The sequence below is a fragment of the uncultured Shewanella sp. genome, from assembly GCF_947501665.1.
In the GTDB taxonomy this organism is placed as follows: Bacteria; Pseudomonadota; Gammaproteobacteria; order Enterobacterales; family Shewanellaceae; genus Shewanella.
On sequence record NZ_CANMWS010000028.1, the window covers coordinates 39,232 to 63,354 of the forward strand.

Sequence of the window (24,123 nt, forward strand, 5' to 3'; positions counted from 1 at the left end):
TGATGTCACTCTCAATTTTAATAAAATAATTAGCTTGTCATTCAATAACATCATATTGAAGGTGTCTCATCGTCATATTAAATAGACAATTATCCAATACAATCCTTTACATAGGCTTAAACGTAATAAATCTAAATAATTCACCTACATCAATGACAAAAATGCAAATACCACTCATTGATTCGAGGAAAAAACTCTTTCGCTATATCTTGATGGATCAGCATACCAGCGTGATCGTAATCATGCTTAAAACCTTCTTTTTTGGATAACAATGTGTATTGAGATTCTTGAAATTGGCACTCGTCTATCATCCTTTGCACATCACAAGGATGACCGAGAACTTTATCGCCTTGCCCAGCGATAAACCAAGTCTTAGGCCAATGGGTTTTTTTTGCTGCTTTTGCGTAATCAAAACCATCATCTGTGTCAATCCAATCACCACTTACCCACTTAACACTTTGCTTTAAAGAATTTTTACTTTCATTGTCCATTCCTAAGCGCCACTTATCTGCGGGAAAATATCCTTTTTTCCAAGCAATCAATGGGGCTAAATGACTCCATCCAAGTTTAATGATGAGCCATTTTTTTAAAGAATTAATCTTAACCCTACGTTTACTGCCAAAAGTGACAAAAGACGCCACATTACGTTGAAAATACCCATAACGAGCAATGGCACTTGCCATTAACACCCCCCCCCAAGAATGCCCACACCAGTGGACTTTATCAATATCTGGGTGCTGAGCTAAAATATACTGCTGTACTAATGGTAACTGCTCTCTGATCACTTCCCCTTGTCCTAAATGAGAACCACGAGCCAGTTTAGGTGCACTTTTTCCACGCCCCTCAATATCCATTACATAAACGATAAAACCTTGATTCGCTAAATAACTCGCTAGCCCTTTATTAGACTCACTATAAAATACTCGTCCATTAGATATAGCACCATGTAACATCAATATAGGCGTTTTATGTTTAACCGATTGATTCGGCGTAAGCTGCCGCACATGCAAATGGCCTGTATGATAAGGAACAAATAAGGATTTTTGATTTATATTCACAATATTAAGCAATAACAACTAGAAATTTACTTAATAAATTACTGAGTAAATGCAACAAAAACAAGAGTAATAACTCTAATCTAAACAAATAATAACGAATAAACAAACATACTTGTTAATATCTAATTATTTCAATAATATAACATAATATTTTAAACAGAATTTTTTAGTCTATCTTACGCAAAAAAATTTGTATCATATTGTTTATAAAAATAAATTAGATTAATGCCCACAGAGCCTCAAACAACACTTATGGGCAAAAATATTAAGCAAGATGCAACAAAAATGGAAGTGCTTTTAAATCCATTTTATGAATTGCAATATCAGCAACTTGCGTTAATTTAGGCTTACCATGAAAAGCAATACCAAAATCAGCAGCTTGGATCATAGGAATATCATTCGCTCCATCTCCAATTGCCAAACATTGTCCAGACATGATCCCCCAGCGCTCAGCACAAGCAACTAAGGTATCAGCTTTAAATTGAGCATCCACGACTTGACCACTCACCTCACCCGTTAATTTTTCATTTTCAATCACTAATGTATTCGCGAATGCAGCATCAAGATCCAGCTCATTTTTTAAATACTCGACAAATGCAGTAAAACCTCCAGACGCTAAAACAAGATACCAGCCATAAGATTGTAACTCTTTGACCATCTCCTCTAATCCTGGCATTAACGGCAAACGATGACATAATGTTTCAATGATACTTGCCTTAGCGCCTTTCAATTGTGCCACCCGCGCACGTAAGCTTTCTTCAAAATCTAATTCACCTTGCATCGCTCTTTCGGTGATTTCGCTCACAGCCTGACCCACGCCCGCCATTTTAGCGAGTTCATCAATACACTCAATTTGAATCGCTGTTGAGTCCATATCCATCACCAACACACCCGCTTGATTTAATATTGGGGGATTAGCGGATAAATGAAACAATTCGATACCACTTTGAGAGGAAAATGTGTCTAGCTCCTCCTCTGTCAGCGCCACTTTAAGTGCAATTTCAATACACAAATATTGTGATTGTCTGTCTATAACAGCCATTGACAAGTCTTGTTTTATTGTCATTAACCACTGCGCCAATAAATTTTCATCATTTTGAGTTTGGTATATCAAACGATACCTGAAGGCCCCTTTTGGAAACTCGGCTTCCTCATATCGAGTGAAACACATCTCATCAATAATACATTCCGGCAAAAGAGTCTCTCTTAACCAAGACAATAACGGTGCTTGAGTCAAACTTTTCATTACTTTATTTCTCTCCAACTATCGAGGCTTCGCAAAATCATTTATGATGAAATTTGCATACAATAAATTAAGGTGCGGCGTGTTTTTCCTTAAAGGTCTAAAAAAGAGCCATAGAATTAGTCGACTTATCCAGATCATCATAGCAATTTTATTGATGATTAGTTTGTTTCAACTCTGGGAAACAAGCCTACTACAAGGCCAACAGCTTCTAAAGTCTCAAACAGAAAAGATGGCACGTTTATTTATACAACAAACGGCTTACGCAGCAGCGCCCGCTTTGAAGTTAAAAGATAAACAACAACTTAGTTGGCTTGCTAATGCCTTAATTCAAGATCCAAAGGTGATGTCAGCGAGTATTTTTAATCATGATGGTGTCAGACTTGCATTTGCTCAAAAAGTTATCGATACTCCCCTAACACCCAACTCGCATACCTTAACCAGCATATTGAATAGTTACCCACCTTATGTTGAACCCATATTACAAGACGATGAAAACTTGGGCTATATTGAGCTTAGACTGACTCCTAATTCTTTTCTGGATGATATAAAAGCCGCTCATGAACTGAATATGGAACAACAACAAATCATGCTACTTATTGCGGGCATCATTGGTATGCTGCTTTCACGTTCGCTCTCCTATAAACGCGTTTATGTTGATAGACGTAAAGCGCGGATAAAATTAATTAAGCGATTAAGAAAACAATCACGATCTAAGCAGGATAAGCAGGATAAGCAGGATAAGCAGGATAGATGAATACATTAATCATATATCAAGCAAAATTAAAAATAATAGCAATAATATATTTTTATCTAAATGTCACTGAAATTATCCCCATTTCAATGGAAGCCTTTTCGATTTTATTGTTCCCCAAATTAAGGGGACTTAATCAAAGAGCCCCTTTAATCTCACACTTGAAAAACACTTTCAATCAAAAAGGTTAATATTATTGATTATCCAAAAACTTACCACTTAACAAAAGGCAGGCCAGTCCCTTCTTCAGGCTGGTTGTCATCAGCAATAGAAGGCGTTGACACAGCAAAAACAGCAACGGCAGTAAATAATATATTAGCAATACACTTTTTCATATACGAACTCCATTCAATGAAAGATTAAATTTTGACTCATCGCTAATTGGTACGCATTTACCTTGCCAAAAATACTCGTCTGCAGTATAAAAAAAGGGATAAAGTGCAAGTAGATATCAATGAAGATGGCTCATGCCATCTTCACAATATCAACAACCGATTACAACGTAATCGCTGCTTCTAATGTCATTTCAATCATTTCATTAAATGTTGTTTGACGTTCATCAGAAGAAGTAACTTCGCCTGTACGAATATGATCTGATACTGTCACAACACACAAAGCTTTAGCACCAAACTCTTTTGCAACGCCATAAAGGCCCGCAGCTTCCATTTCAACGCCAAGAATATCCATTTTTTCCATCACGTCGAACATTTGTGGATCAGGTGTGTAGAATAGATCAGCAGTGAAAACATTACCAATGCGCGTGTTAATGCCTTTCGCTTTGGCTGAATCAGCAACCGCGGCAAGTAGGCTATAATCACAAATGGCAGCAAAATCGTTGCCTTTAAAACGTAGACGATTCACATTTGAGTCAGTACATGCACCCATAGCAATAATCACATCACGCACTTTGACATCTGTGCTAATCGCACCACAAGTACCAATGCGGATTAAATTTTTAACGCCATAATCTTTAATTAACTCAGTAGCATAAATTGAACATGAAGGGATCCCCATGCCAGAACCCATAATGGAAATACGCTTCCCTTTATAAGTACCAGTAAAACCAAGCATATTACGAACATCAGTCACTTGCTCTACATTTTCTAAAAATGTTTCAGCAATGTATTTTGCACGTAATGGATCGCCAGGAAACAATACTGTTTCGCCAAAAGCACCATCTACAGCATTGATATGTGGTGTAGCCATGGATATAACCTCTAATAGTAAAAAATATAAGTCTTTTGATTAATAATGATTGTTCACAATTATTGCTTACAATCATTGTTCACTATCATCATGTGCTTTCACATATGATGATTTCACGAAATTTAGCCAGCTAAATAAAAGATTTACCATAATCCATTGGTGATAAATCAAAATAAGTGGCGATGGACTGTCCCATGTCGGCAAAACTGTCTCTTAGACCTATGGAGCCTGCATTCAAACCGCCGCCATAAGCTAAAACAGGAACACGTTCACGAGTATGATCGCTTCCCGGCCAAGTAGGATCGCAACCATGATCGGCTGTTAATAAGAGAAGATCATTTTCATCCAGTAACGCCAGTAACTCAGGTAGACGAGCATCAAAATACTCCAGTGCTTTCGCATAACCTGCCACATCTCGGCGATGACCATAATGCGAATCAAAATCAACAAAGTTGGTAAAAACAATGCTCTTGTCATTAGCCTGCTTAATTTCTTCAAGCGTCGCATCAAATAAAGCTGCCAGTCCCGTTGCCTTGACTTTTTTAGTGATCCCACAGTGAGCATAAATATCTGCAATTTTACCTACGCTCACCACTTCACCATTGGCATCTTTTAATTTGTCCAATACCGTTTTTGACGGCGGCTCAACAGAATAATCACGACGATTACCTGTTCTGGCAAAGTCACTGGGTCCAGTTCCAACAAACGGACGCGCAATCACTCGGCCAATATTATAATCCGCTAAGGCTTCACGCACAATTTGACAAAGGGTGTAAAGATTATCTAACCCAAACGTTTCTTCATGACAGGCAATCTGAAAGACAGAATCAGCAGAGGTATAAAAAATAGGTTTCCCTGTTTTCATATGCTCTTCACCCAACTGCTCTAAAATCGTTGTGCCAGATGCGTGACAGTTACCTAAAAAATCTGACAATCCCGCTTTTGTCAAAATATCGTCAGTCAAAGCCTTGGGGAAAGAATTCGTTAAATCAGTAAAGTAGCCCCAATCATATAAAACAGGCACACCCGCCATTTCCCAATGACCACTTGGCGTATCTTTTCCTGAACTCAGTTCATCGGCAAAACCATAAGTTCCAATCACATCAATATCTTTGCACTCTTCAAAACCTGCAGGAAAATGCCCTACACTTTCTTTAGATGCATGCGCTAAACCTAACCGTGTTAAATTTGGTAACTTAAGTGGACCTTCACGTCCAACATCCGCACGCCCTTCAGCACACTCCTTGGCGATATGACCAAAAGTATCGGCGCCTACATCTCCAAATTGTTCAGCATCGCTTGCTGCACCGATACCAAACGAGTCCAACATTAAAATAAATGTACGTTTCATCATCTTACTCCGTTATACATTCGACTGACGAATATAACGATAAATTTCAGGAGCCAAATCAGGCTTTTCTTCACTAATCTTCACTGCTTGCTGCACTGCTTTTTCAGCCTGTACAAAGGCCGCTTCTGACTGTGCATGGACAAAAGCAAGCGGTTTATCAGCCATAACAGACTCACCAATTGAGCTCATATGTGATAAACCTACGCTATAATCTAAAGCATCTCCAGGTCGATGGCGGCCGCCACCTAAATTCACTACAGCAAGCCCTAACTGCCTAGTATTCATTTGGGTAATAAAGCCAGACGTGTTAGCATAAACAGGGCGAATTATCGTAGATTCTGGTAGATAATTATCTGGACGATCAATGAAATCACTAGGGCCACCCAGCCCCGATACCATACGAGCAAATGTCTCAGCTGCCATACCATTATCAAGCACAGCATTAAGTTTAACACGAGCTTGAGCTTCATTGCAGGCTAATCCGCCCAATAGCAGCATTTCTGTACATAAGCCCATCGTCACTTCATAAAGACGAGGATGCCGATAAGCACCCGTTAAAAAATCCACAGCCTCTTTCACTTCCAGCCCATTGCCTGCACAAGTGGCAAGTACCTGATCCATATTGGTCAATAATGCACTGGTTCGTGTGCCACTGCCATTCGCGACTTGGGTAATACTTCTTGCTAGCTTTTCAGAGTCATCATAAGTTGACATGAAAGCACCATTACCCACTTTGACATCCATCACCAAGGCATCTAAACCCGCAGCTAATTTTTTTGATAAAATAGACGCTGTAATTAATGAAATCGACTCAACAGTCGCGGTATTATCCCGAATAGCATAAAAGCGCTTGTCAGCCGGAACTAAATCCTCAGTTTGCCCAATAATCGCCACTCCCACCTCTTTCACAACTCGGCGAAATAGGCTGCTATTCGGTTCGGTTTGATAACCAGGTATGGCATCGAATTTATCTAATGTTCCACCAGTATGGCCTAAACCTCGACCCGAAATCATCGGCACATAGCCACCACAGGCTGCTACCATAGGACCTAACACTAAGCTGACTAAATCCCCCACGCCACCAGTACTGTGCTTATCAACGACAGGACCATCAAGATGCAAACTCTGCCAATTGAGCACATCACCAGAATCTCGCATGGCTTGGGTTAACGCAATCCGCTCATCCATATTCATATCATTGAAATAAACCGCCATACCCAAAGCGGCAATTTGCCCTTCAGAAATTGTGTTATTGCTGATCCCCTTAACAAAAAAAGCAATTTCCTCTTGAGACAAAATTTGCATGTTGCGTTTTTTTCTGATTATTTCTTGTGCTAACAACATTTTTAAGCCCCCTTGTTATGAATAACAAAGTCATTAATACCCGCTGTGAGACGTATCCGTTGCCATAGCTAAGTCTAATGTTGCTAATAAATTACTTAACAAGCTCGATGCACCAAAACGGAAAGTCTCAGGTGTTATCCAATCTTGTCCTAATATTTTCTCTGCAACCCCTAAAAACTCTGCAGCAGCTGCTGCATCACGCACTCCTCCTGCAGGTTTAAAGCCCACTTGGGTGTTTTTCTCACTGATAACGGTCATCATGATTTGAGCCGCTTCAAGGGTGGCATTCACTGGGACTTTACCGGTCGATGTTTTAATAAAATCGGCACCCGCGTCAATCGAGAGTTCTGATGCTCGACGAATTAAACTTGGCGTTTCAAGTACACCAGACTCAATGATAACTTTGAGTTTAACGTCATCACCACAGGCTTCTTTACAGGCTTTCACAAGCTCGAACCCCACGGTTTCGTTTCCTTCCATTAAGGCGCGATAGGGAAATACCACATCCACTTCGTCACTGCCATAAGCCACTGCCGCACGAGTTTCTAGCACCGCAATAGCAATATCATCATTACCATGAGGAAAGTTAGTCACGGTAGCAATGCGAATATCTTCCGCGCCGAGATCATTTAAGATTTTACGGGCAATAGGAATAAAGCGAGGGTAAATACAAATAGCAGCGGTATGGCCAGCAGGCGTTAATGCTTTATGACATAAATCAATAATCACTTGATCCGTATCATTATCATTAAGTGAGGTTAAATCCATTAACTGAATGGCGGTTTGGGCCGCTTTTTTTAAATCGCTCATAATCGTGCTCCAAAATAAATTAAAATGAGTAAATTGGTTCATATGACAATAGGTCATATGATTAAAATCCATCATCTGAAAGCAACAGAAAACACAGGCGCTTTGTCATTATTATTAATGCCAAATTCTGCTACAATCGAAAAATTATTAGAGTGTACATTATGCATAAGCAAGGCATAGCGAACCTAAGTGCGCTACGGATACAACCTGGATCGTTCAATAAACGACTTGGTTCCTTGAAGATCGAAAAACAAGATCTCGAATGAAATCTTAAGGACCGAAAAATTCCATTTAACGTAAAGCATTAATTTTTAATCAATAGGATTCTTAAAAATGAAATGACTTTCAAAAAACCTATTCGATAAAAACTAATTCATTCTACCCATAATATTAAAACTGATTTTACTTCCAAGTATTGTGATCTTACCGACAAAATAACAAGTCATTTAACCTTTTAAACTGTCATTAATAACAAAATTAAAAAGCCGTGTTAGACACGGCTTTTTGTCTACGAGTCAAGTTCGCTTAGAACTTATAAGTCGCGCTGAAGTAATGTGACCAACCTGTTGTTGATAGACCAACAAGCCCGCCATTATCTTCAAGTAGGTACACATCTTTGAAGCCTTTTAGGCCATAACCCAGTGCATAACGATCGCTGTGCCAGTATAGACCAAAGAAGATGTTACCGCCGCTTGAGGTCATAGGAACAAACTCATTGCCTAAGTCAGAGTCAGCACCAAACTGCCAATCTAAGTAACCTTGAAAGGCCAAGAAGCTACCGTTATCAAAGTTTACAAAAGGTTTAAACCAGTTTGCCGAGAACTGATAACCATTCCACTGTTTACGGTTCATATCATAATGCGCATAGAGGTTCATGCCGGTTTTACCCAACCATGGCACCATGACATCTGCACCTAACCCCCAGAATGAAGTATTAACACCATCTCCATTTAAGCCATCCCAGTTGAAAAGGGTTGCAAAATACAATTCTTGTACTGGCCCGAAAGATAAATCTTTACCTGTCATCGCATCGATAGACAAACGTGGCGCAAACTTCATGAAGAGTTTACTGGTACCAGAACCTGGGTTTTTATCACCATTCTCACTGGTTTCATTACCTAGGTTAAAAATATCCACATAACCATATAAATCAAGGATACCAGAGCGGCCGCCAAATTCCATTTCTAGATAATTATGGTGATTGTCGCCATCAGCAGTTGAAGAAGCTGGTTTTTCGCCTAACGAATACATGGCATTAAATTGTAACCATTTGTAGTCGTTTTTATGGATATCATCGCCGTAATCAGTTGCGAAACTTGGTGCAGAGACAGCAGCAGCTGCCGTTGCCGCTAGGACAAGTGTTTTAATATTTTTCATCATCAACCCCATTTTTATGGTTTACCGCTCTTTCTTTGAAGAGTCAGCATTTTTATAATTGTTATGACTTTTTATTCAACTTATAGTGAATTGATAAAAAGTTGACTGCTCATTTTTATAACGTCAGTTCTTATTTTATTGCGTTGTATTTTACTTAAAAAAATCATGATCACAACATTATTTACAGAAAAAACACTTTTTTTGATTAAATATTTTCTTTTTCTATCAACATGTTAAATTCAAACATGCTAAACCTCTCTCCATTGACGCCAACGAATAAGCATCGAGAGTGAAATAATATTGTTAACATTTAAAATGGAAAACGATTGAGTGAATATTGACTCTATGTCTTGAAGGTTTTTCAATAAACTAGAATTCTTTTACTGAAAAACCTAACACTTTACTCAACACTTAGAGCCAATATTAATAACCTTACCTATATCCAATGAGGATTACATAGCAAGGAAAAGACCTGCTAATGTTGCACTCATCAAGTTAGACAAAGAACCTGCAATAACTGCACGTAAACCTAATCTTGCTAAGTCATGACGACGATTCGGTGCCATGGCACCTAAACCACCTAAAATAATTGCAACAGAAGAAAGGTTAGCGAAACCACACAAAGCAAATGAAATAATGGCTTGTGTTCTTGCTGTCATAGGCAAACCTGTTTCAGCAACGACCATACCGCCATCAGCCACATCTTTTAAATAAGGCACAAAGTTTAGATAAGCAACAAACTCATTCACTACAATTTTTTGACCAATGAATGAACCTGCAACTAAAGCTTCATTCCAAGGCACACCAATTAAGAATGCTAATGGCATGAATACATAACCTAGAATAAGTTCAAGGGTTAATCCTTCAATACCAAACCAACCGCCTACACCGCCAATGATACCGTTAAGCATGGCAATCAAGCCAACAAACGCAAGTAACATTGCACCTACGTTCAAGGCTAAATGCATACCAGAAGACGCACCTGCAGCTGCTGCATCAATCACATTGGCTGGCTTATCAGGATCTTCTGGTAACTCATCCATATCATTTTTTGGCGTTTCCGTTTCAGGGTGCATCAGTTTGGCCATTAATAGCCCACCAGGTGCTGCCATGAAAGATGCCGCAACGAGGAACTCAATAGGGACGCCCATTTGCGCGTAACCCGCTAAAACCGAACCCGCAATAGACGCTAAACCACCCACCATAATGGCAAATAGCTCAGAGTTTGTCATTGTTGCAATAAACGGACGAACAACAAGCGGTGCTTCAGTTTGGCCAACAAAAATGTTAGCTGTCGCAGACATGGATTCTGTACGACTGGTGCCAAGTGCTTTTTGTAATCCACCACCAATGATACGAATAATCCATTGCATGATGCCTAGATAATAAAGAACGGCAATAAGAGAAGAGAAAAAGATGATAACAGGTAATACGTTTACAGCAAAAATGAAACCTAATTTAAAGTGAGCTAAATCACCAAATAAGAACCCAATACCGTCAGACGCATAGCCTATTACACTCGATACTTTATCAGACACAGCCTTAAGTATGTCTTTACCCACTGGAACATATAAAACAAAGCCACCAAATGCGGCTTGAATCGCCAACGCACCAAAGACAGTGCGCTTGTTGATTGCTTTTTTGTTATTTGATAACAAAAAGCCAATCAAAAGTAAGGTGAACACCCCTACTAAGCTCATAAGTATATTCATTAACCATCACCCTATTGTTAACATTTTTTTAATTATGTTGTTAATCAACCTTTTTCCAGCAACGATTATACCCGAGCAAACAGGGAAAAACTCTGTTTAGATCAATTTTTTGACGCTTTATTTCATTAACATTAGTCAAACAGGAAAATCAGAAAGGCATTATATAATAATAAGTTACTATATATTATAAAGATTACATGTATTAACATAAATCTGTTTTAAAATAAGAACACTTGATTTTTTATGTATTTTTGCTATTTCATCAACGACCAAGTGTAATATTTGCGCAATATTTGTTCCATATGGTGATTTTTTTGACGCTTCTTGACTGAGATCGGTCTCAATAACAAAGGCATTTAACGGCAGTTCATGAACCGTTTTTTGCAATTTTTTTACGTGACTATTCAGTAAAAGTGGGCCAATCCCTATTGCAAAACCCAATTCGACATAAGCTTTGGCAACTTCTGGCGCACCTGAAAAACCATGGATCACACCAGCTTTCTGATGCTTAATTGACTTCAAAATAGATAACATTTCACCAGCAGCATTAACAGAATGTAACATTAGCGGTAAATCATAGGCTTTTGCTAAGGCAATTTGTTGATGAAACACCCGTAATTGAAGCTGCCAATCCGTTTGGCATCGTTTGTCTAACCCACACTCACCTAACGCAACCAATTGCTTATTGTGTTTGTTGGTTTCCAGCAATTGTGTGAGTTTTTCCACATCCTTATCACTATCATGATGTAAATACCATGGGTGAAGTCCTAAGGCAAAAGGGCAATGAAAATCTGAAGCCACTTGTAGCTGTTTTTCCCAATGCAAAGAAGACACTCCCGGTAATACAGCGGTACTCACGCCAGCTTGTCTCATTTGTTCAAATAAGCGTGCTCTATAAGGATCGAACACATCAAAATCTAAATGGGCATGACTATCGATTATTGAATAACTCTCAGACATACAGCTTCCTCCAGTGCTCAGTAATGTAGACCAAATAAAATAAAGGCGTCAGTTTCTAGTCGCTATATACAAAAACAGAGCAATCATGCTCTGTTTTAAAGAAAGGTCGTTGCGCTTTCAAAATCATTTAATTTTGATAACTTAGGGCCTATTGATCTTTGGTGAGTATTTCTGCATCAGCTTGTCGCTTATTTATACAATTCAGAGCTTGTGCGGTGTCATTATTCGCCATAAATAAGCAATAACGCCGTAGAAAGAAGCGACAAGCGCTGTCCGTAGGATCCACTAAACATATTTTACGCTTTGTTGAGAGGCATTTGCTTAGAATGCTAGGCATCACACCTCTCGCCGCGATTCAAACACATTTATCTGAACATAACTTAATCACCAAAATCAACAGGCCCTAGAACAGCGCGCTAACGCCATTAATTTTCCCGAGTTTTAGCAAACTCAATATCGGAATAACGCTCCATTGATAAGTTCAAATTAACCATAGTCGGTGCAATATAAGTCAAGTTATCACCACCATCAAGTGCCAAATTAGTACTGCATTTACGCTTAAATTCTTCAAGCTTTCTCTCATCGTTACAATACACCCAACGGGCCGTTGCAACACTAATGGCTTCGTAGATGGCTTCTACCTTATATTCTGATTTTAAGCGGCCTACAACTACTTCAAACTGTAGCACCCCAACCGCACCAACAATTAAATCATTGGTATCCAATGGACGAAAAACTTGCACAGCCCCTTCTTCAGATAACTGTACTAAGCCTTTGAGTAATTGCTTTTGCTTTAAAGGATCTTTTAGGCGAATACGGCGGAACATTTCCGGAGCAAAATTGGGGATCCCAGTAAAACGTAACTGCTCATTTTGGGTAAACGTATCACCAATGCGAATTGTACCGTGATTATGCAAACCGATAATATCACCGGGATAGGCAGCTTCTGCGCGGTTACGATCGCCAGCCATAAACGTTAAGGCATCACTAACATTCACATCTTTACCAAGACGCACATGACGCATTTTCATGCCCTGCTCATATTTGCCAGAACAAATACGCATAAAGGCAACCCTATCTCTGTGTTTAGGATCCATGTTTGCTTGAATTTTAAATACAAAGCCACTGAACTTCTCTTCGTAAGGCTCAACACTGCGCACCTCAGTTTCCCGTGGCTGTGGTGTTGGTGCCCACTGTGCAATACCATCTAAAATATGGTCAACACCAAAGTTACCCAATGCGGTACCAAAGAAAACAGGGGTTAATTCACCTTTAAGAAACGCGTCTAAATCAAATTCATGTGATGCACCAGCCACTAACTCCATTTCATCACGTAATTCATCCGCATAACTACCAAGTGCTTCATCCAGTTCTGGATTGCTCAAGCCTTTAATGATGGTAGAGTCTTGAATGGTATGCCCCATGCCATTTTGATACAGAATCACTTCATCGCGTAATAAATGATAAATACCTTTAAACTCTTTACCAGCGCCGATAGGCCAAGTGATAGGGGCACAAGCAATATTAAGTACCTCTTCCACTTCATCCATCAAATCTATCGGATCACGAATATCACGATCGAGTTTGTTCATGAAGGTGACAATGGGCGTATCGCGCAATCGAGTCACTTCCATTAACTTAATTGTTCGCTGCTCGACCCCTTTTGCGGAGTCAATCACCATCAAACAAGAATCGACTGCGGTTAATGTACGATAAGTATCTTCAGAGAAATCTTCGTGACCCGGCGTATCCAATAAATTGATTAATGCGTCGTGATAAGGAAATTGCATAACAGACGTGGTGATAGAAATACCACGATCTTTTTCCATTTCCATCCAGTCAGATTTAGCATGCTGACCTGACTTTTTTCCTTTTACCGTTCCTGCTTTTTGAAGTGCATTTCCAAATAAAAGCACTTTTTCTGTAATGGTCGTTTTACCCGCATCTGGGTGAGAGATAATAGCAAACGTACGGCGCTTATCGACCTCAACTTTATTGGCTGACATGTTAACCTTGAAATTCATGGAGTTCACAAAGGCCGCAATTATAGCCGCTCATTAACTGAATGACTACCTATTCATTTCCCCCCTTAAAGCATGGCAAGCAAAGGCGCAATTATAATAGAATGGATCAACTCTCAATCACTGACAGCAATGAGAGTTGATCAAATGAGACGCCCATAACACTTTATTTATTGCGATTCTTCCTCAGCTTGAGTAGCTTGTGCTTGCTTTGTCAGCATTTCACCAATTTTAGCTAGCTCTAAACGAGAATAACGATATTCTATAAAATCATAAATATTTGTGGCTAATGCTAATCTAAAATAGTTTGCAGCATCAATAGTTTTTCCTTCCACTAACGCCATTTTAGCCATATAGAAATAGGCTTCACAAAGACGTTCAGCATATTCATTTGGATAAGTTAAACCAACCTTTGCCGCAGCAAACACTTTTTCTTTGCTCACTTTCCCTAAATAATAATCCACTAATACACTTGACCAAGAATTATTCGCTAAATGAGTTCGATTATGTTGCATACGAGTCATGGCTTTTATCGGATCAACTTCACGCTCAGCCAAATATAACCATAAAGCACGGTAACCATCTTTTAAATCAGCCGCATAAAATAATTCCATGTCATCAGTGGCTAATTTCGCTCGGCCACCATAATAGAGGGCTATTCCTCTATTTAAATAAGCATAATCATAACTCGGTTCTAGCTCTAAGGCCGCGTCAAATGCTTCATAAGCGGCTTCAAACTCCCCTTCTTGCGTATCATAAATGCCCAGGAAATTATAAGCATCGGCTAAATCAGGCTGGATTTTTAAGGCTTGCATAAAATCAATACGTGCTAATATACGTAAGCCAACTCGATCATAAATGACGCCACGATCATAATAAAAGCGTGCTCGCTGATCATCTGATAATTCTGCTTTAGCTAAAATCTCATTTAATTTTGCCAAAGTGATTTCAAGCTTATAATCCGGATGAACCGGCGCAACCAATAATCGACCTGTTTGGCTGTCTACTTTTTCTTGCGTAGACACACAGGCCGCTAATAAAAAGCTCATCCCCACCATGACGATAACAACAGCAGCTCGCATTCTTTGATTCATCCATTTAACCTTGTTTATTTGCTCGTTGCATCAATCATAGCAACCCCTATGCTTAAGAGCTATGAAAGTCATGCCAATCTGTATCAATTAATTAATTTTAGGCACAAAAAAGGAGACGCTAACGTCTCCTTATCATTCACACTACGAATTGATTACTCTGCAGGTGCTTCTGCTTTTGGCTGTGCTTCTTTCATTGACAATCTCACACGGCCTTGACGATCGACTTCCATCACTTTCACGTCAACTTCTTGGCCCACTTCAAGGTAATCAGACACGTTAGCCACACGCTCTTCTGCAATTTGAGAGATATGCACTAGGCCATCTTTACCTGGAAGAATGGTCACGAATGCACCGAAATCAACGATACGAACCACTTTACCTTTATAAACTGTACCAACTTCTACTTCAGCGGTGATCTCTTCAATACGACGAATTGCTTCTTTAGTCGCTTCAGCACTTGAAGAGGCTATCTTCACAGTACCATCGTCTTCTAATTCAATGGTCGTTCCTGTTTCTTCCGTTAATGCACGGATGGTTGCGCCACCTTTACCAATCACATCACGAATTTTTTCAGGGTTGATTTTGAAACTAGTAATACGCGGTGCATGATCTGAAATATCAGTACGGTGCTCACCAATGGCTTGATCCATTACGTTAAGAATATGAACACGTGCGCCATAAGCTTGTTGTAATGCGATTTGCATAATGTCTTTAGTGATACCTTCAATCTTGATATCCATTTGCAATGCCGTAATACCATCACGGGTACCCGCCACTTTAAAGTCCATATCTCCTAAGTGATCTTCATCACCTAAAATATCAGAAAGAACAACAAAGTCATCGCCTTCTTTCACTAGTCCCATTGCGATACCGGCAACGGATGCTTTAATGGGCACACCCGCATCCATCAATGCTAATGACGTACCACACACAGATGCCATTGAACTTGATCCATTTGATTCAGTGATTTCAGATACAACACGCACACTGTATGGAAATTCTTCAGCAGACGGCATAACCGCATTCATGCCACGCCAAGCCAACTTACCGTGACCAATTTCACGACGCTTTGGCGAACCTACCATTCCCGTTTCACCAACAGAATAAGGCGGGAAGTTATAATGCAACATAAAGCGGTTAGTATACTCACCCATGATACTGTCTATTTTTTGAGCGTCACGTTCTGTACCTAATGTACAAGTCACAAGTGCTTGTGTTTCACCGCGTGTAAACAATGAGCTACCATGGGTACGAGGCAATACGCCCGCCATCACACTTAGAGCACGGACCATATCAGGCTCACGCCCATCAATACGAGGATTACCAGCAATAATGCGGCTACGTACGACTTTTTTCTCTAAACTACCTAATAGCTTATCCGCTTCACGCAGATCCGTCTCTGGATTTTCTTCGACCAATTTTGCAATAGTCGCTTGTTTTAGCGCACTCACAGCATCACGACGTTCATGCTTAGCCGTAATTTGATAAGCAGCCGTTAATTCAGCTTCAGCAAGTGTTTTTATTTTTGACACTAAATCTTGATCTTCACTTGGAGCAGTCCACTCCCAAGTCGGCTTGCTTGCTTCAGCTTTCAGCTCGCTGATGGCATTAATCACTACTTGTTGTTGATCGTGTCCATACACTACACCGCCTAACATGACTTCTTCAGGTAGCGATGCCGCTTCAGATTCAACCATCAGTACCGCGCCTTCAGTACCTGCTACAACTAAATCTAAATCACTGTCAGTTAATTGGCCGATATCTGGATTTAATACATACTCGCCATTGATATAACCGACACGTGCCACACCTAAGGGGCCGTTAAAAGGAATACCAGAGATCGATAACGCAGCAGAGGTACCAATCATTGAAATGATATCTGGATTGATTTCAGGATCAACTGAAACAACAGTAATCACCACTTGGACTTCATTCTTAAAACCATTAGGGAATAATGGTCGAATAGGACGGTCAATCAAACGTGCAATTAATGTTTCGTTTTCAGAAGGACGCCCTTCACGCTTAAAGAAACCACCAGGGATTTTACCAGCAGCATACGTCCTTTCCTGGTAATTAACGGTTAAAGGGAAAAAGTCACGTCCTGGCTCTTCAGCTTTCTTCCCTACAACAGTAACCAAGACAGTGGTATCGCCCATACTTGCTAAAACAGCGGCGTCCGCTTGACGTGCAATAACCCCAGTCTCTAAAGTGACTGTATGCTGACCATATTCAAAACTCTTTACGATTGGATTCACGTGAACCATTCCTTAAATTTAATTACCTTAATTACGCGCGTTAGTATACTTCATTCTGACTGGATAGATAAAGAGCAGAGATTAAATGACAAAGGCATAACTTTTCTCTAAAGTGATAAATTGAACGCAAAAGGAAAAGCTATTTATGAATAATCTGTCGATTTAGCGATGCATAAAAGGATCTCAAAGATGAAACGTCAGTTCAAATCGCTAACATGGAAACAAACCATGCTGGTTGTAACAACCGCATTATTTTTCGCTATTGCTATATTTTTAATAGAAATTATCTTTGTTGCCGTCGATGCGAGACGTTCACTAACCCAAGAACAAAGTGAGTTGCTGAACTCAATTGAAGAGCCAATTGCTAATGCTGTCTGGGTATTAGATGATGCTCTCGCCAAACAAATCATCAATGGCATTTTAAAAGTGCCTCATATCCAATCATCAAAAATTGAATTAGAAGATGGCGAATTATTTGTCTCAGCCAGCAATCCAACCGGAGAAAGTACCTTCTTTATTGGCCTAAGTGATAAATTATTCGGTGATTTAGCCGAGTTATCTCATCCCATATATCCTCCCAAATATGTGCAACGTACCCATAAGGATTTCAGTATTGGTACCGTTTACTTCACCTTCGATATTCAAGAGCTCACCCATGACCTTTTTGTACAGTTACAACTCAGTTTATGGGCGACCTTAACTGGCGCATTACTGCTAACGCTAGTCCTGTCTCTCGTCTTTCACCGTTTTCTCACTAAACCAATCGCCCAAATAAGCGAATACATAGACAAAATCGATCCTGAACGTCCAGATTATCACTTACTTGCTTCATCCACAGAACATGCTAATGACGAACTAGGTTTAGTCATTGCAAAATTAAATCAAATTCTCATTCAATTTGGACAAACACAAAATAAGCTCAAAAAAATGGCCACACGGGATCCACTCACTCGCCTTCCCAACCGTGTTCTCATGTTAGAAAATATTGATATCGCTATTCAACAATCAAAAACGGAACAAAAAAAATTCAGTCTGTTATTTATTGATTTAGACAGATTTAAAAATATCAATGACTCATTAGGTCATGTTCTGGGTGATTTATTTTTAACGCGTATTGCCAAAAAATTACTCGAAGCAGTTGAAAACAGAGGTTGTGTTGCTCGAATTGGCGGAGATGAATTTGCTATTTTAGCCTTAAATGTACAGACCCCCGAGCAAGCCGCTGATTTTGTGAATGATATTATCACCCAGCTTAATCAACCATTACAACTGAATGAACACACGATTCACCCCGCGGCTTCTATTGGGATCAGTATTTACCCCGATGATGGTCAGCACGGTGAAGAGTTGATCCGTCATGCTGATATTGCTATGTATACCGCCAAAGACACGGGTTCTAATCAGTGGGCTTTCTTTAAACCTAAAATGACCGAGCGCGCATCTTTACGACTTAAAACAGAAGGAGCCTTACATAAGGCCGTTAGCAATAATGAGTTCATACTTTACTTTCAACCCAAGTTTGATTTAACCACAACTAAAATTATTGGTTGTGAAGCGCTGATCCGCTGGAAAAAAAATGACCGCGTTATCATGCCAACCTCTTTTATTCAAGTCGCAGAAGAAACGGGGATCATTATCCCCATTGGCCGTTGGGTCATTGAAGAGACTTGTCGGATCATTAAATACTGGCAGCAAACTTACCACTGCTCGATTCCTATGGCTGTGAATGTTTCTACTCAACAGTTTGAAGATGATAACTTATTAAATGACATTAAAACTATTGTTCAACATTACCAAATAGAGCCTCGTTTATTAGAAATTGAAGTAACCGAAACCTCATTAATGAATGATATTGATGTGGCCATTTATAAGTTACAGCAACTCAAAAAAGCAGGCTTTAGTATTGCACTCGATGATTTTGGTACAGGCTATTCTTCACTGGCGTACTTACGTCACCTTCCGATTTCTACCCTTAAAATTGATCGAGAGTTTGTCACCGACTTGCCAAAAGAGAACGCTCTGGCTTCCACCATTTTGATGCTTGGCAGAGAACTCAATTTACATATTATTGCAGAAGGGATAGAAAATAATGATCAATTTCAATGGCTAAAAGAAAATGGTTGTCACACTGGACAAGGTTATTATTTTAATCAACCTTTATCCCAAGAAGAATTTGAAGTGATATACATCAAAGAAGGGGCAATTCGATAGCACCAGTTCCAACACACAGATACAAAAAAAGGAAGCTAAGCTTCCTTTTTCTTTGATCTAACATCGAAATTAACGACGTAGACCTAACTTCTTGATCAATTCTTGATAACGTACTACTTCAGTACGCTTTAAGTATGCTAGAAGCTTACGACGGGTATTAACCATGCGTAATAAACCACGACGTGAGTGATGATCATGGATGTGCTCTTTGAAGTGACCTTGTAGGTGGTTGATTTGTGCAGTTAACAAAGCAACTTGAACTTCAGTAGAACCTGTGTCATTTTCGCCACGACCAAATTCAGCTAGGATTTTAGCTTTCGCTTCAACACTTAGTGACATTTCTATCTCCAAAATAATATTCAAAAGGCTTTAGCCGATCACTAACTCAGCTAAAGCAGGCGCGTTATTTTAGCCATTTACCATTAAATACGCAACCTAATACATCATTAAAATCGCAATAATGTGCTTATCTTCAAGCAAACATCAGTCGTGATGGACAACTAAGCGCTTAGGCGCTAATAGGCCATCGTTATTCATGCAACCAATACCGACAAATTGCTTTTCATCACCAATCGTAATGCGAACTAACGCGTCAGCGACTAAATTTGCCGCTTGTACTGCTTGCCCTTGCATCAGATAAGCCGCACTCGCTTCAGGTAAATTAACTTCAGGCAAACTGCTTACAGCGGTATCCATTGGCAACAATAAAGGATCCAATAAAGTGCTGGATTTCACCTCTTGCTCATCAGCTTGAGACACTAATGCTTCGAGCTCTGCCAAAGACACCATACTATCAGCAGGATAACCCGCCACTTGCGTTCGACGAAGCATGATAACATGCGCGCCACAACCTAACATTTCACCTAAATCATCCGTAATCGTACGAATATAAGTGCCCTTAGAGCAGTGAATATCAAGTGTTAACTCATCGCCTTCAAGAGAGACAAAATTAAGTTCAAATACTGTGATTGGACGGGCTGTTCTTGGTACTTCAATGCCTTCACGAGCATATTTATACAGTGGCTGGCCTTGATATTTAAGCGCTGAATACATAGAAGGAAATTGCATAGTTTCTCCTCTAAAGTGCTCCAGTGCATCATCTAATTGTGCTTGAGTAAACGCAACCTCTCGCGTTTGAACCACTTCACCATCAGAGTCACTTGTATCCGTTCGTTGACCTAATTTCGCCGTAACAAGGTAACGTTTATCTGCATCTAATAAATGTTGTGAAAACTTAGTCGCTTCCCCTAAGCAAATGGGAAGCATGCCGGTGGCCAAAGGATCCAGTGCGCCAGTATGACCTGCTTTGGCTGCACCAAATAATCGCTTCACTCTTTGCAATGCAAAGTTAGAGCTCATACCGGTATCTTTATCTAACAGCAACACACCATCAATAAAGCGGCCACGAGAACGACGCGCCATTATTCGTCACCCTCACCTTTATGTGATTCTGAGTCAGTTTGTTTTTGCTGCTTTGCTTCGTCATCACTGATCACGCGGCTGACGAGATTAGACATACGCATACCTTCAACCAGTGAGGCATCATAAATAAATCTCAGTTCAGGCATGACCCTAAGCTTCATTCGCCCTGCAACAAGTGAGCGTACATAACCTGCAGCAGTCTCTAATGCTGCTAGTTTATCTTGCACTCTCTTTTCATCTTCATCAAAGAAAGTGACATACACTTTTGCGTAGCTTAAGTCTCGCGACACATCTACATCATTCACTGTAACCATACCAATACGGGGATCTTTCATATCCCGTTGTAGTACTTGGGCTAATTCTTGCTGTAGTTGCTGTGCAATTCGACGGGTACGACTGAATTCTCTTGCCATAATATTTTCGCCATAAATAATACCAATCCGCTTTGAAAGGTGAATACCTCTCAAAGCGGATTGGTATAAAGAAGGCGGCTAATGCCGCCCTTCTTTCAAGATTAATCTTATAAAGTACGTGCTATCTCAACCGTTTCGAACACTTCAATTTGATCGCCAACTTTGACGTCATTGTAGTTCTTAACACCGATACCACATTCCATTCCGTTACGGACTTCATTCACATCGTCTTTAAAACGACGTAATGATTCAAGCTCGCCTTCGTAGATAACAACATTATCACGTAGAACACGAATAGGCGCGCTGCGCTTAATCAGACCTTCGGTCACCATACAACCTGCGATGGCACCAATCTTAGGTGATTTAAAGACATCACGTACTTCAGCAAGGCCAATAATTTCTTGCTTAAATTCAGGGGACAACATGCCGCCCATGGCCGATCTGACTTCGTCAATTAAGCTATAAATCACGCTGTAATAACGTAGATCAACACTTTCACTATCAACCACTTTACGTGCTTGTGCATCTGCACGAACGTTAAAGCCAACCATAATGGCATTGGAAGCCGCTGCTAATGTTGCATCCGTTTCAGTCAGTCCACCGACGCCACGAGCAATAATATTCACTTTGACTTCGTCAGTAGATAGTTTGTTCAATGAATCAGCAATAGCTTCAAGTGAACCTTGAACATCAGCTTTAAGGACAAGATTTAACTCTTGGACTTCGCCTTCAACCATGTTTGCAAACATGTTTTCAAGTTTCGATTTTTGTTGACGAGCCAATTTCACGTCGCGGAATTTACCTTGACGATAAAGTGCCACTTCACGCGCTTTACGCTCATCACGTACAACCGTTGCTTCATCACCGGCTGAAGGCACACCTGACAAGCCTAAAATCTCAACAGGAATTGAAGGGCCAGCTGTTTTAATGGCACGACCATTTTCATCACGCATCGCACGAACTTTACCGTACTCTAATCCACAAAGAACGATATCACCCTGGTTTAGCGTTCCTTCTTGTACTAGTACTGTAGCAACAGGGCCACGGCCTTTATCCAGTTTAGACTCAACAACCACACCCGCTGCCATGCCTTCTTTAACCGCAGTCAATTCCATCACTTCAGCTTGAAGTAGAATACCTTCAAGTAGCTCATCAACGCCAGCGCCCGTCTTAGCAGAAACGTAGGCAAACATGTTGTCTCCGCCCCACTCTTCTGACATGACTTCGTGTTGTGCTAGTTCTGTTTTAACACGATCAATATCTGCAGCTTCTTTATCCATCTTGTTCACAGCAACAATTAACGGTACACCGCCCGCTTTTGCATGCTGAATCGCTTCGATAGTTTGTGGCATCACACCATCATCTGCTGCAACCACTAAGATAACAATATCGGTGGCTTTTGCACCACGAGCACGCATCGCAGTAAACGCGGCGTGACCTGGAGTATCAAGGAAAGTGATCATGCCATTATCAGTTTCAACGTGATACGCACCGATATGCTGGGTAATCCCACCCGCTTCACCAGAAGCCACTTTCGCACGACGAATATAATCCAGTAATGATGTTTTACCATGATCGACGTGACCCATAATAGTCACAACTGGTGCACGCGTCTCAGCTTGAATATTACCATCACGATCTGCCAACACTTGATGTTCTAACTCATTTTCACGAGTTAAGATCACTTTATGGCCCATTTCTTCAGCCACAAGTTGCGCCGTTTCTTGATCCAAGACTTGGTTAATGGTGACCATAGAGCCCATCTTCATCATTTGCTTGATGATTTCAGTAGCTTTAATCGACATTTTTGATGCAAGTTCTGATACAGAAACCGTTTCACCAATGCTCACATCGGTTTTAACTGCAGCAACAGGTTTAGTAAACGCGTGATCCATTGACTCTGGCGCATTACGCATATTGTTACGCGAGTTACGTGAATTACGTGAATTACGATCGCGACGATTGTCTTTTCCGCCACGCTTATTCTTACCACTAGGCTTGTTGCCACTATTGGCATTGTCGTTACTATTTGCAGCTGCATTAGACGCTGGTTTACGTGGACGACGGCCGCGTTTTTCAGCATTCATATCTGCTCGGTCTTCAGCTTCACGCGCTTCTGAAGAGGTCGTCACGTGATGATCAGCACTTTGCTCTGATTCTTTACGCGCTTTTTCTTCTTCAGCCCAACGCTTTGCATTTTCTTCTGCAAGACGGCGTGCCTCTTCAGTAGCCTTTAATGCTTTAGCTTCAGCTTCTGCTTTAGCCACTTCATCTTTCGCTGCTTGTAATCTATCTGCTTCTGCTTTTTCCGCTGTTTCTTCAGCACTTTGTTGTACTTGCACTGTATCCTGCTTAGCCGAGTTGACTTTTACTTCTTCTTTTTTAGCTTTAGCCTTCGCTGCCGCCGCTGCTTGTTCTTTTGCTGCTTTCTCAGCAGCTTTCGCTTCTGCCGCCTTTGCGTCTGCAGCAGCTTTTTCTTTTGCTTTTGCTTTTGCTTCTGCTTCTGCCGCCGCTTTCGCTTCTGCCGCTAATTTAGCTTCTTCTTCCGCTTTTGCCGCTGCTTCTTGTGCTTCATCGCGTTTCACAAAAGTGCGTTTCTTACGGACTTCAACTTTAACGTCTTTAGATTGCCCACCACTGCCCGCAACGCTCAGTGTTGATACAGACTTACGTTGTAAAGTCATTTTAGTGGGGCTAGTATCACCGCCATGTTGCTTTTTCAGAAAATCAAGCAGCTGCTGTTTTTCCGCTTCAGACACAGTGTCTGTATGTACTTTGCTAATACCAGCCTGAGAAAACTGTTCGACAAGTCGATCAGTACTTTTCCCTACTTCTTTGGCTAGCTTCTCTACTGTCATATCTGCCATCTGTAAACTCCCCTCTGTTGATCGA

At 40.4% G+C, this 24,123-nt stretch carries 19 protein-coding genes; 2 read left to right on the top strand and 17 right to left on the bottom strand.

All coding sequences use genetic code 11. The features are described 5' to 3' along the window. Positions 1 to 149 precede the first annotated feature (149 nt). Together Q0976_RS19120 and serB are read right to left on the bottom strand one after the other, a co-directional pair. Positions 150 to 1,058: an alpha/beta fold hydrolase gene (locus Q0976_RS19120; RefSeq protein ID WP_299495474.1), complete on the bottom strand. Its 909-nt coding sequence runs from the start codon at positions 1,056 to 1,058 to the stop codon at positions 150 to 152. A gap of 265 nt (positions 1,059 to 1,323) precedes the next feature. Next, positions 1,324 to 2,229: a phosphoserine phosphatase SerB gene (serB, locus tag Q0976_RS19125; RefSeq protein ID WP_299495501.1), complete on the bottom strand. Its 906-nt coding sequence runs from the start codon at positions 2,227 to 2,229 to the stop codon at positions 1,324 to 1,326. 121 nt (positions 2,230 to 2,350) lie between these two features. Here serB and Q0976_RS19130 point away from each other — a divergent pair, with 121 nt between their 5' ends. Beyond that, a complete protein-coding gene (locus Q0976_RS19130; protein ID WP_299495502.1) occupies positions 2,351 to 3,058 on the top strand; it encodes an AhpA/YtjB family protein in 708 nt (235 codons plus the stop codon). Positions 3,059 to 3,267: 209 nt separating this feature from the next. On the opposite strand, the gene Q0976_RS19135 is transcribed toward Q0976_RS19130, so the two are convergent. The 11 genes from Q0976_RS19135 to pnp form a co-directional block, all read right to left on the bottom strand. Continuing rightward, positions 3,268 to 3,390: a hypothetical protein gene (locus tag Q0976_RS19135; protein ID WP_299495475.1), complete on the bottom strand. Its 123-nt coding sequence runs from the start codon at positions 3,388 to 3,390 to the stop codon at positions 3,268 to 3,270. 160 nt (positions 3,391 to 3,550) lie between these two features. Next, positions 3,551 to 4,261 carry a purine-nucleoside phosphorylase gene (gene deoD / locus Q0976_RS19140; RefSeq protein WP_299495476.1) on the bottom strand — a complete coding sequence of 237 codons (711 nt, stop codon included), beginning with the start codon at positions 4,259 to 4,261 and terminating at the stop codon, positions 3,551 to 3,553. Positions 4,262 to 4,391: 130 nt separating this feature from the next. Beyond that, complete coding sequence (locus Q0976_RS19145; protein ID WP_299495503.1) at positions 4,392 to 5,612, bottom strand: phosphopentomutase; 1,221 nt, start codon at positions 5,610 to 5,612, stop codon at positions 4,392 to 4,394. Between the two features lie 12 nt (positions 5,613 to 5,624). Next, positions 5,625 to 6,956 (bottom strand): thymidine phosphorylase, encoded by a 1,332-nt coding sequence (gene deoA, locus Q0976_RS19150; RefSeq protein ID WP_299495477.1) that lies wholly within the window; start codon positions 6,954 to 6,956, stop codon positions 5,625 to 5,627. Positions 6,957 to 6,989: 33 nt separating this feature from the next. Beyond that, positions 6,990 to 7,766: a deoxyribose-phosphate aldolase gene (gene deoC, locus Q0976_RS19155; RefSeq protein WP_299495478.1), complete on the bottom strand. Its 777-nt coding sequence runs from the start codon at positions 7,764 to 7,766 to the stop codon at positions 6,990 to 6,992. A gap of 525 nt (positions 7,767 to 8,291) precedes the next feature. Continuing rightward, a complete protein-coding gene (locus tag Q0976_RS19160; protein ID WP_299495504.1) occupies positions 8,292 to 9,143 on the bottom strand; it encodes an outer membrane protein OmpK in 852 nt (283 codons plus the stop codon). A gap of 452 nt (positions 9,144 to 9,595) precedes the next feature. Next, entirely contained in the window at positions 9,596 to 10,855 is a 1,260-nt protein-coding gene (locus tag Q0976_RS19165; protein ID WP_299495479.1) for a NupC/NupG family nucleoside CNT transporter, read from the bottom strand. A gap of 177 nt (positions 10,856 to 11,032) precedes the next feature. Beyond that, positions 11,033 to 11,815 carry a TatD family hydrolase gene (locus tag Q0976_RS19170; protein WP_299495480.1) on the bottom strand — a complete coding sequence of 261 codons (783 nt, stop codon included), beginning with the start codon at positions 11,813 to 11,815 and terminating at the stop codon, positions 11,033 to 11,035. A gap of 425 nt (positions 11,816 to 12,240) precedes the next feature. Beyond that, a complete protein-coding gene (gene prfC, locus Q0976_RS19175) occupies positions 12,241 to 13,821 on the bottom strand; it encodes a peptide chain release factor 3 (protein WP_299495481.1) in 1,581 nt (526 codons plus the stop codon). A gap of 185 nt (positions 13,822 to 14,006) precedes the next feature. Then, positions 14,007 to 14,930 carry a lipoprotein NlpI gene (nlpI, locus tag Q0976_RS19180; RefSeq protein WP_299495482.1) on the bottom strand — a complete coding sequence of 308 codons (924 nt, stop codon included), beginning with the start codon at positions 14,928 to 14,930 and terminating at the stop codon, positions 14,007 to 14,009. A gap of 152 nt (positions 14,931 to 15,082) precedes the next feature. Further along, entirely contained in the window at positions 15,083 to 17,185 is a 2,103-nt protein-coding gene (pnp, locus tag Q0976_RS19185) for a polyribonucleotide nucleotidyltransferase (protein WP_299495483.1), read from the bottom strand. Positions 17,186 to 17,374: 189 nt separating this feature from the next. Between pnp and Q0976_RS19190 the strand changes: the two genes are divergently transcribed. Then, a complete protein-coding gene (locus Q0976_RS19190; RefSeq protein WP_299495484.1) occupies positions 17,375 to 19,396 on the top strand; it encodes an EAL domain-containing protein in 2,022 nt (673 codons plus the stop codon). A 69-nt stretch (positions 19,397 to 19,465) separates the two neighbouring features. On the opposite strand, the gene rpsO is transcribed toward Q0976_RS19190, so the two are convergent. From rpsO to infB, 4 genes are all read right to left on the bottom strand, one after another. Then, on the bottom strand, positions 19,466 to 19,735 hold the full coding sequence (gene rpsO / locus Q0976_RS19195) for a 30S ribosomal protein S15 (RefSeq protein ID WP_298774920.1): 270 nt from the start codon (positions 19,733 to 19,735) through the stop codon (positions 19,466 to 19,468). Positions 19,736 to 19,879: 144 nt separating this feature from the next. Further along, on the bottom strand, positions 19,880 to 20,818 hold the full coding sequence (truB, locus tag Q0976_RS19200) for a tRNA pseudouridine(55) synthase TruB (protein ID WP_299495485.1): 939 nt from the start codon (positions 20,816 to 20,818) through the stop codon (positions 19,880 to 19,882). Then, positions 20,818 to 21,231, bottom strand: coding sequence for a 30S ribosome-binding factor RbfA (gene rbfA / locus Q0976_RS19205; protein ID WP_299495486.1), 414 nt, complete (start codon positions 21,229 to 21,231; stop codon positions 20,818 to 20,820). Before rbfA ends, truB begins: the two co-directional genes overlap by 1 nt. A gap of 107 nt (positions 21,232 to 21,338) precedes the next feature. Next, a complete protein-coding gene (gene infB / locus Q0976_RS19210) occupies positions 21,339 to 24,098 on the bottom strand; it encodes a translation initiation factor IF-2 (RefSeq protein WP_299495487.1) in 2,760 nt (919 codons plus the stop codon). Positions 24,099 to 24,123 lie beyond the last annotated feature (25 nt).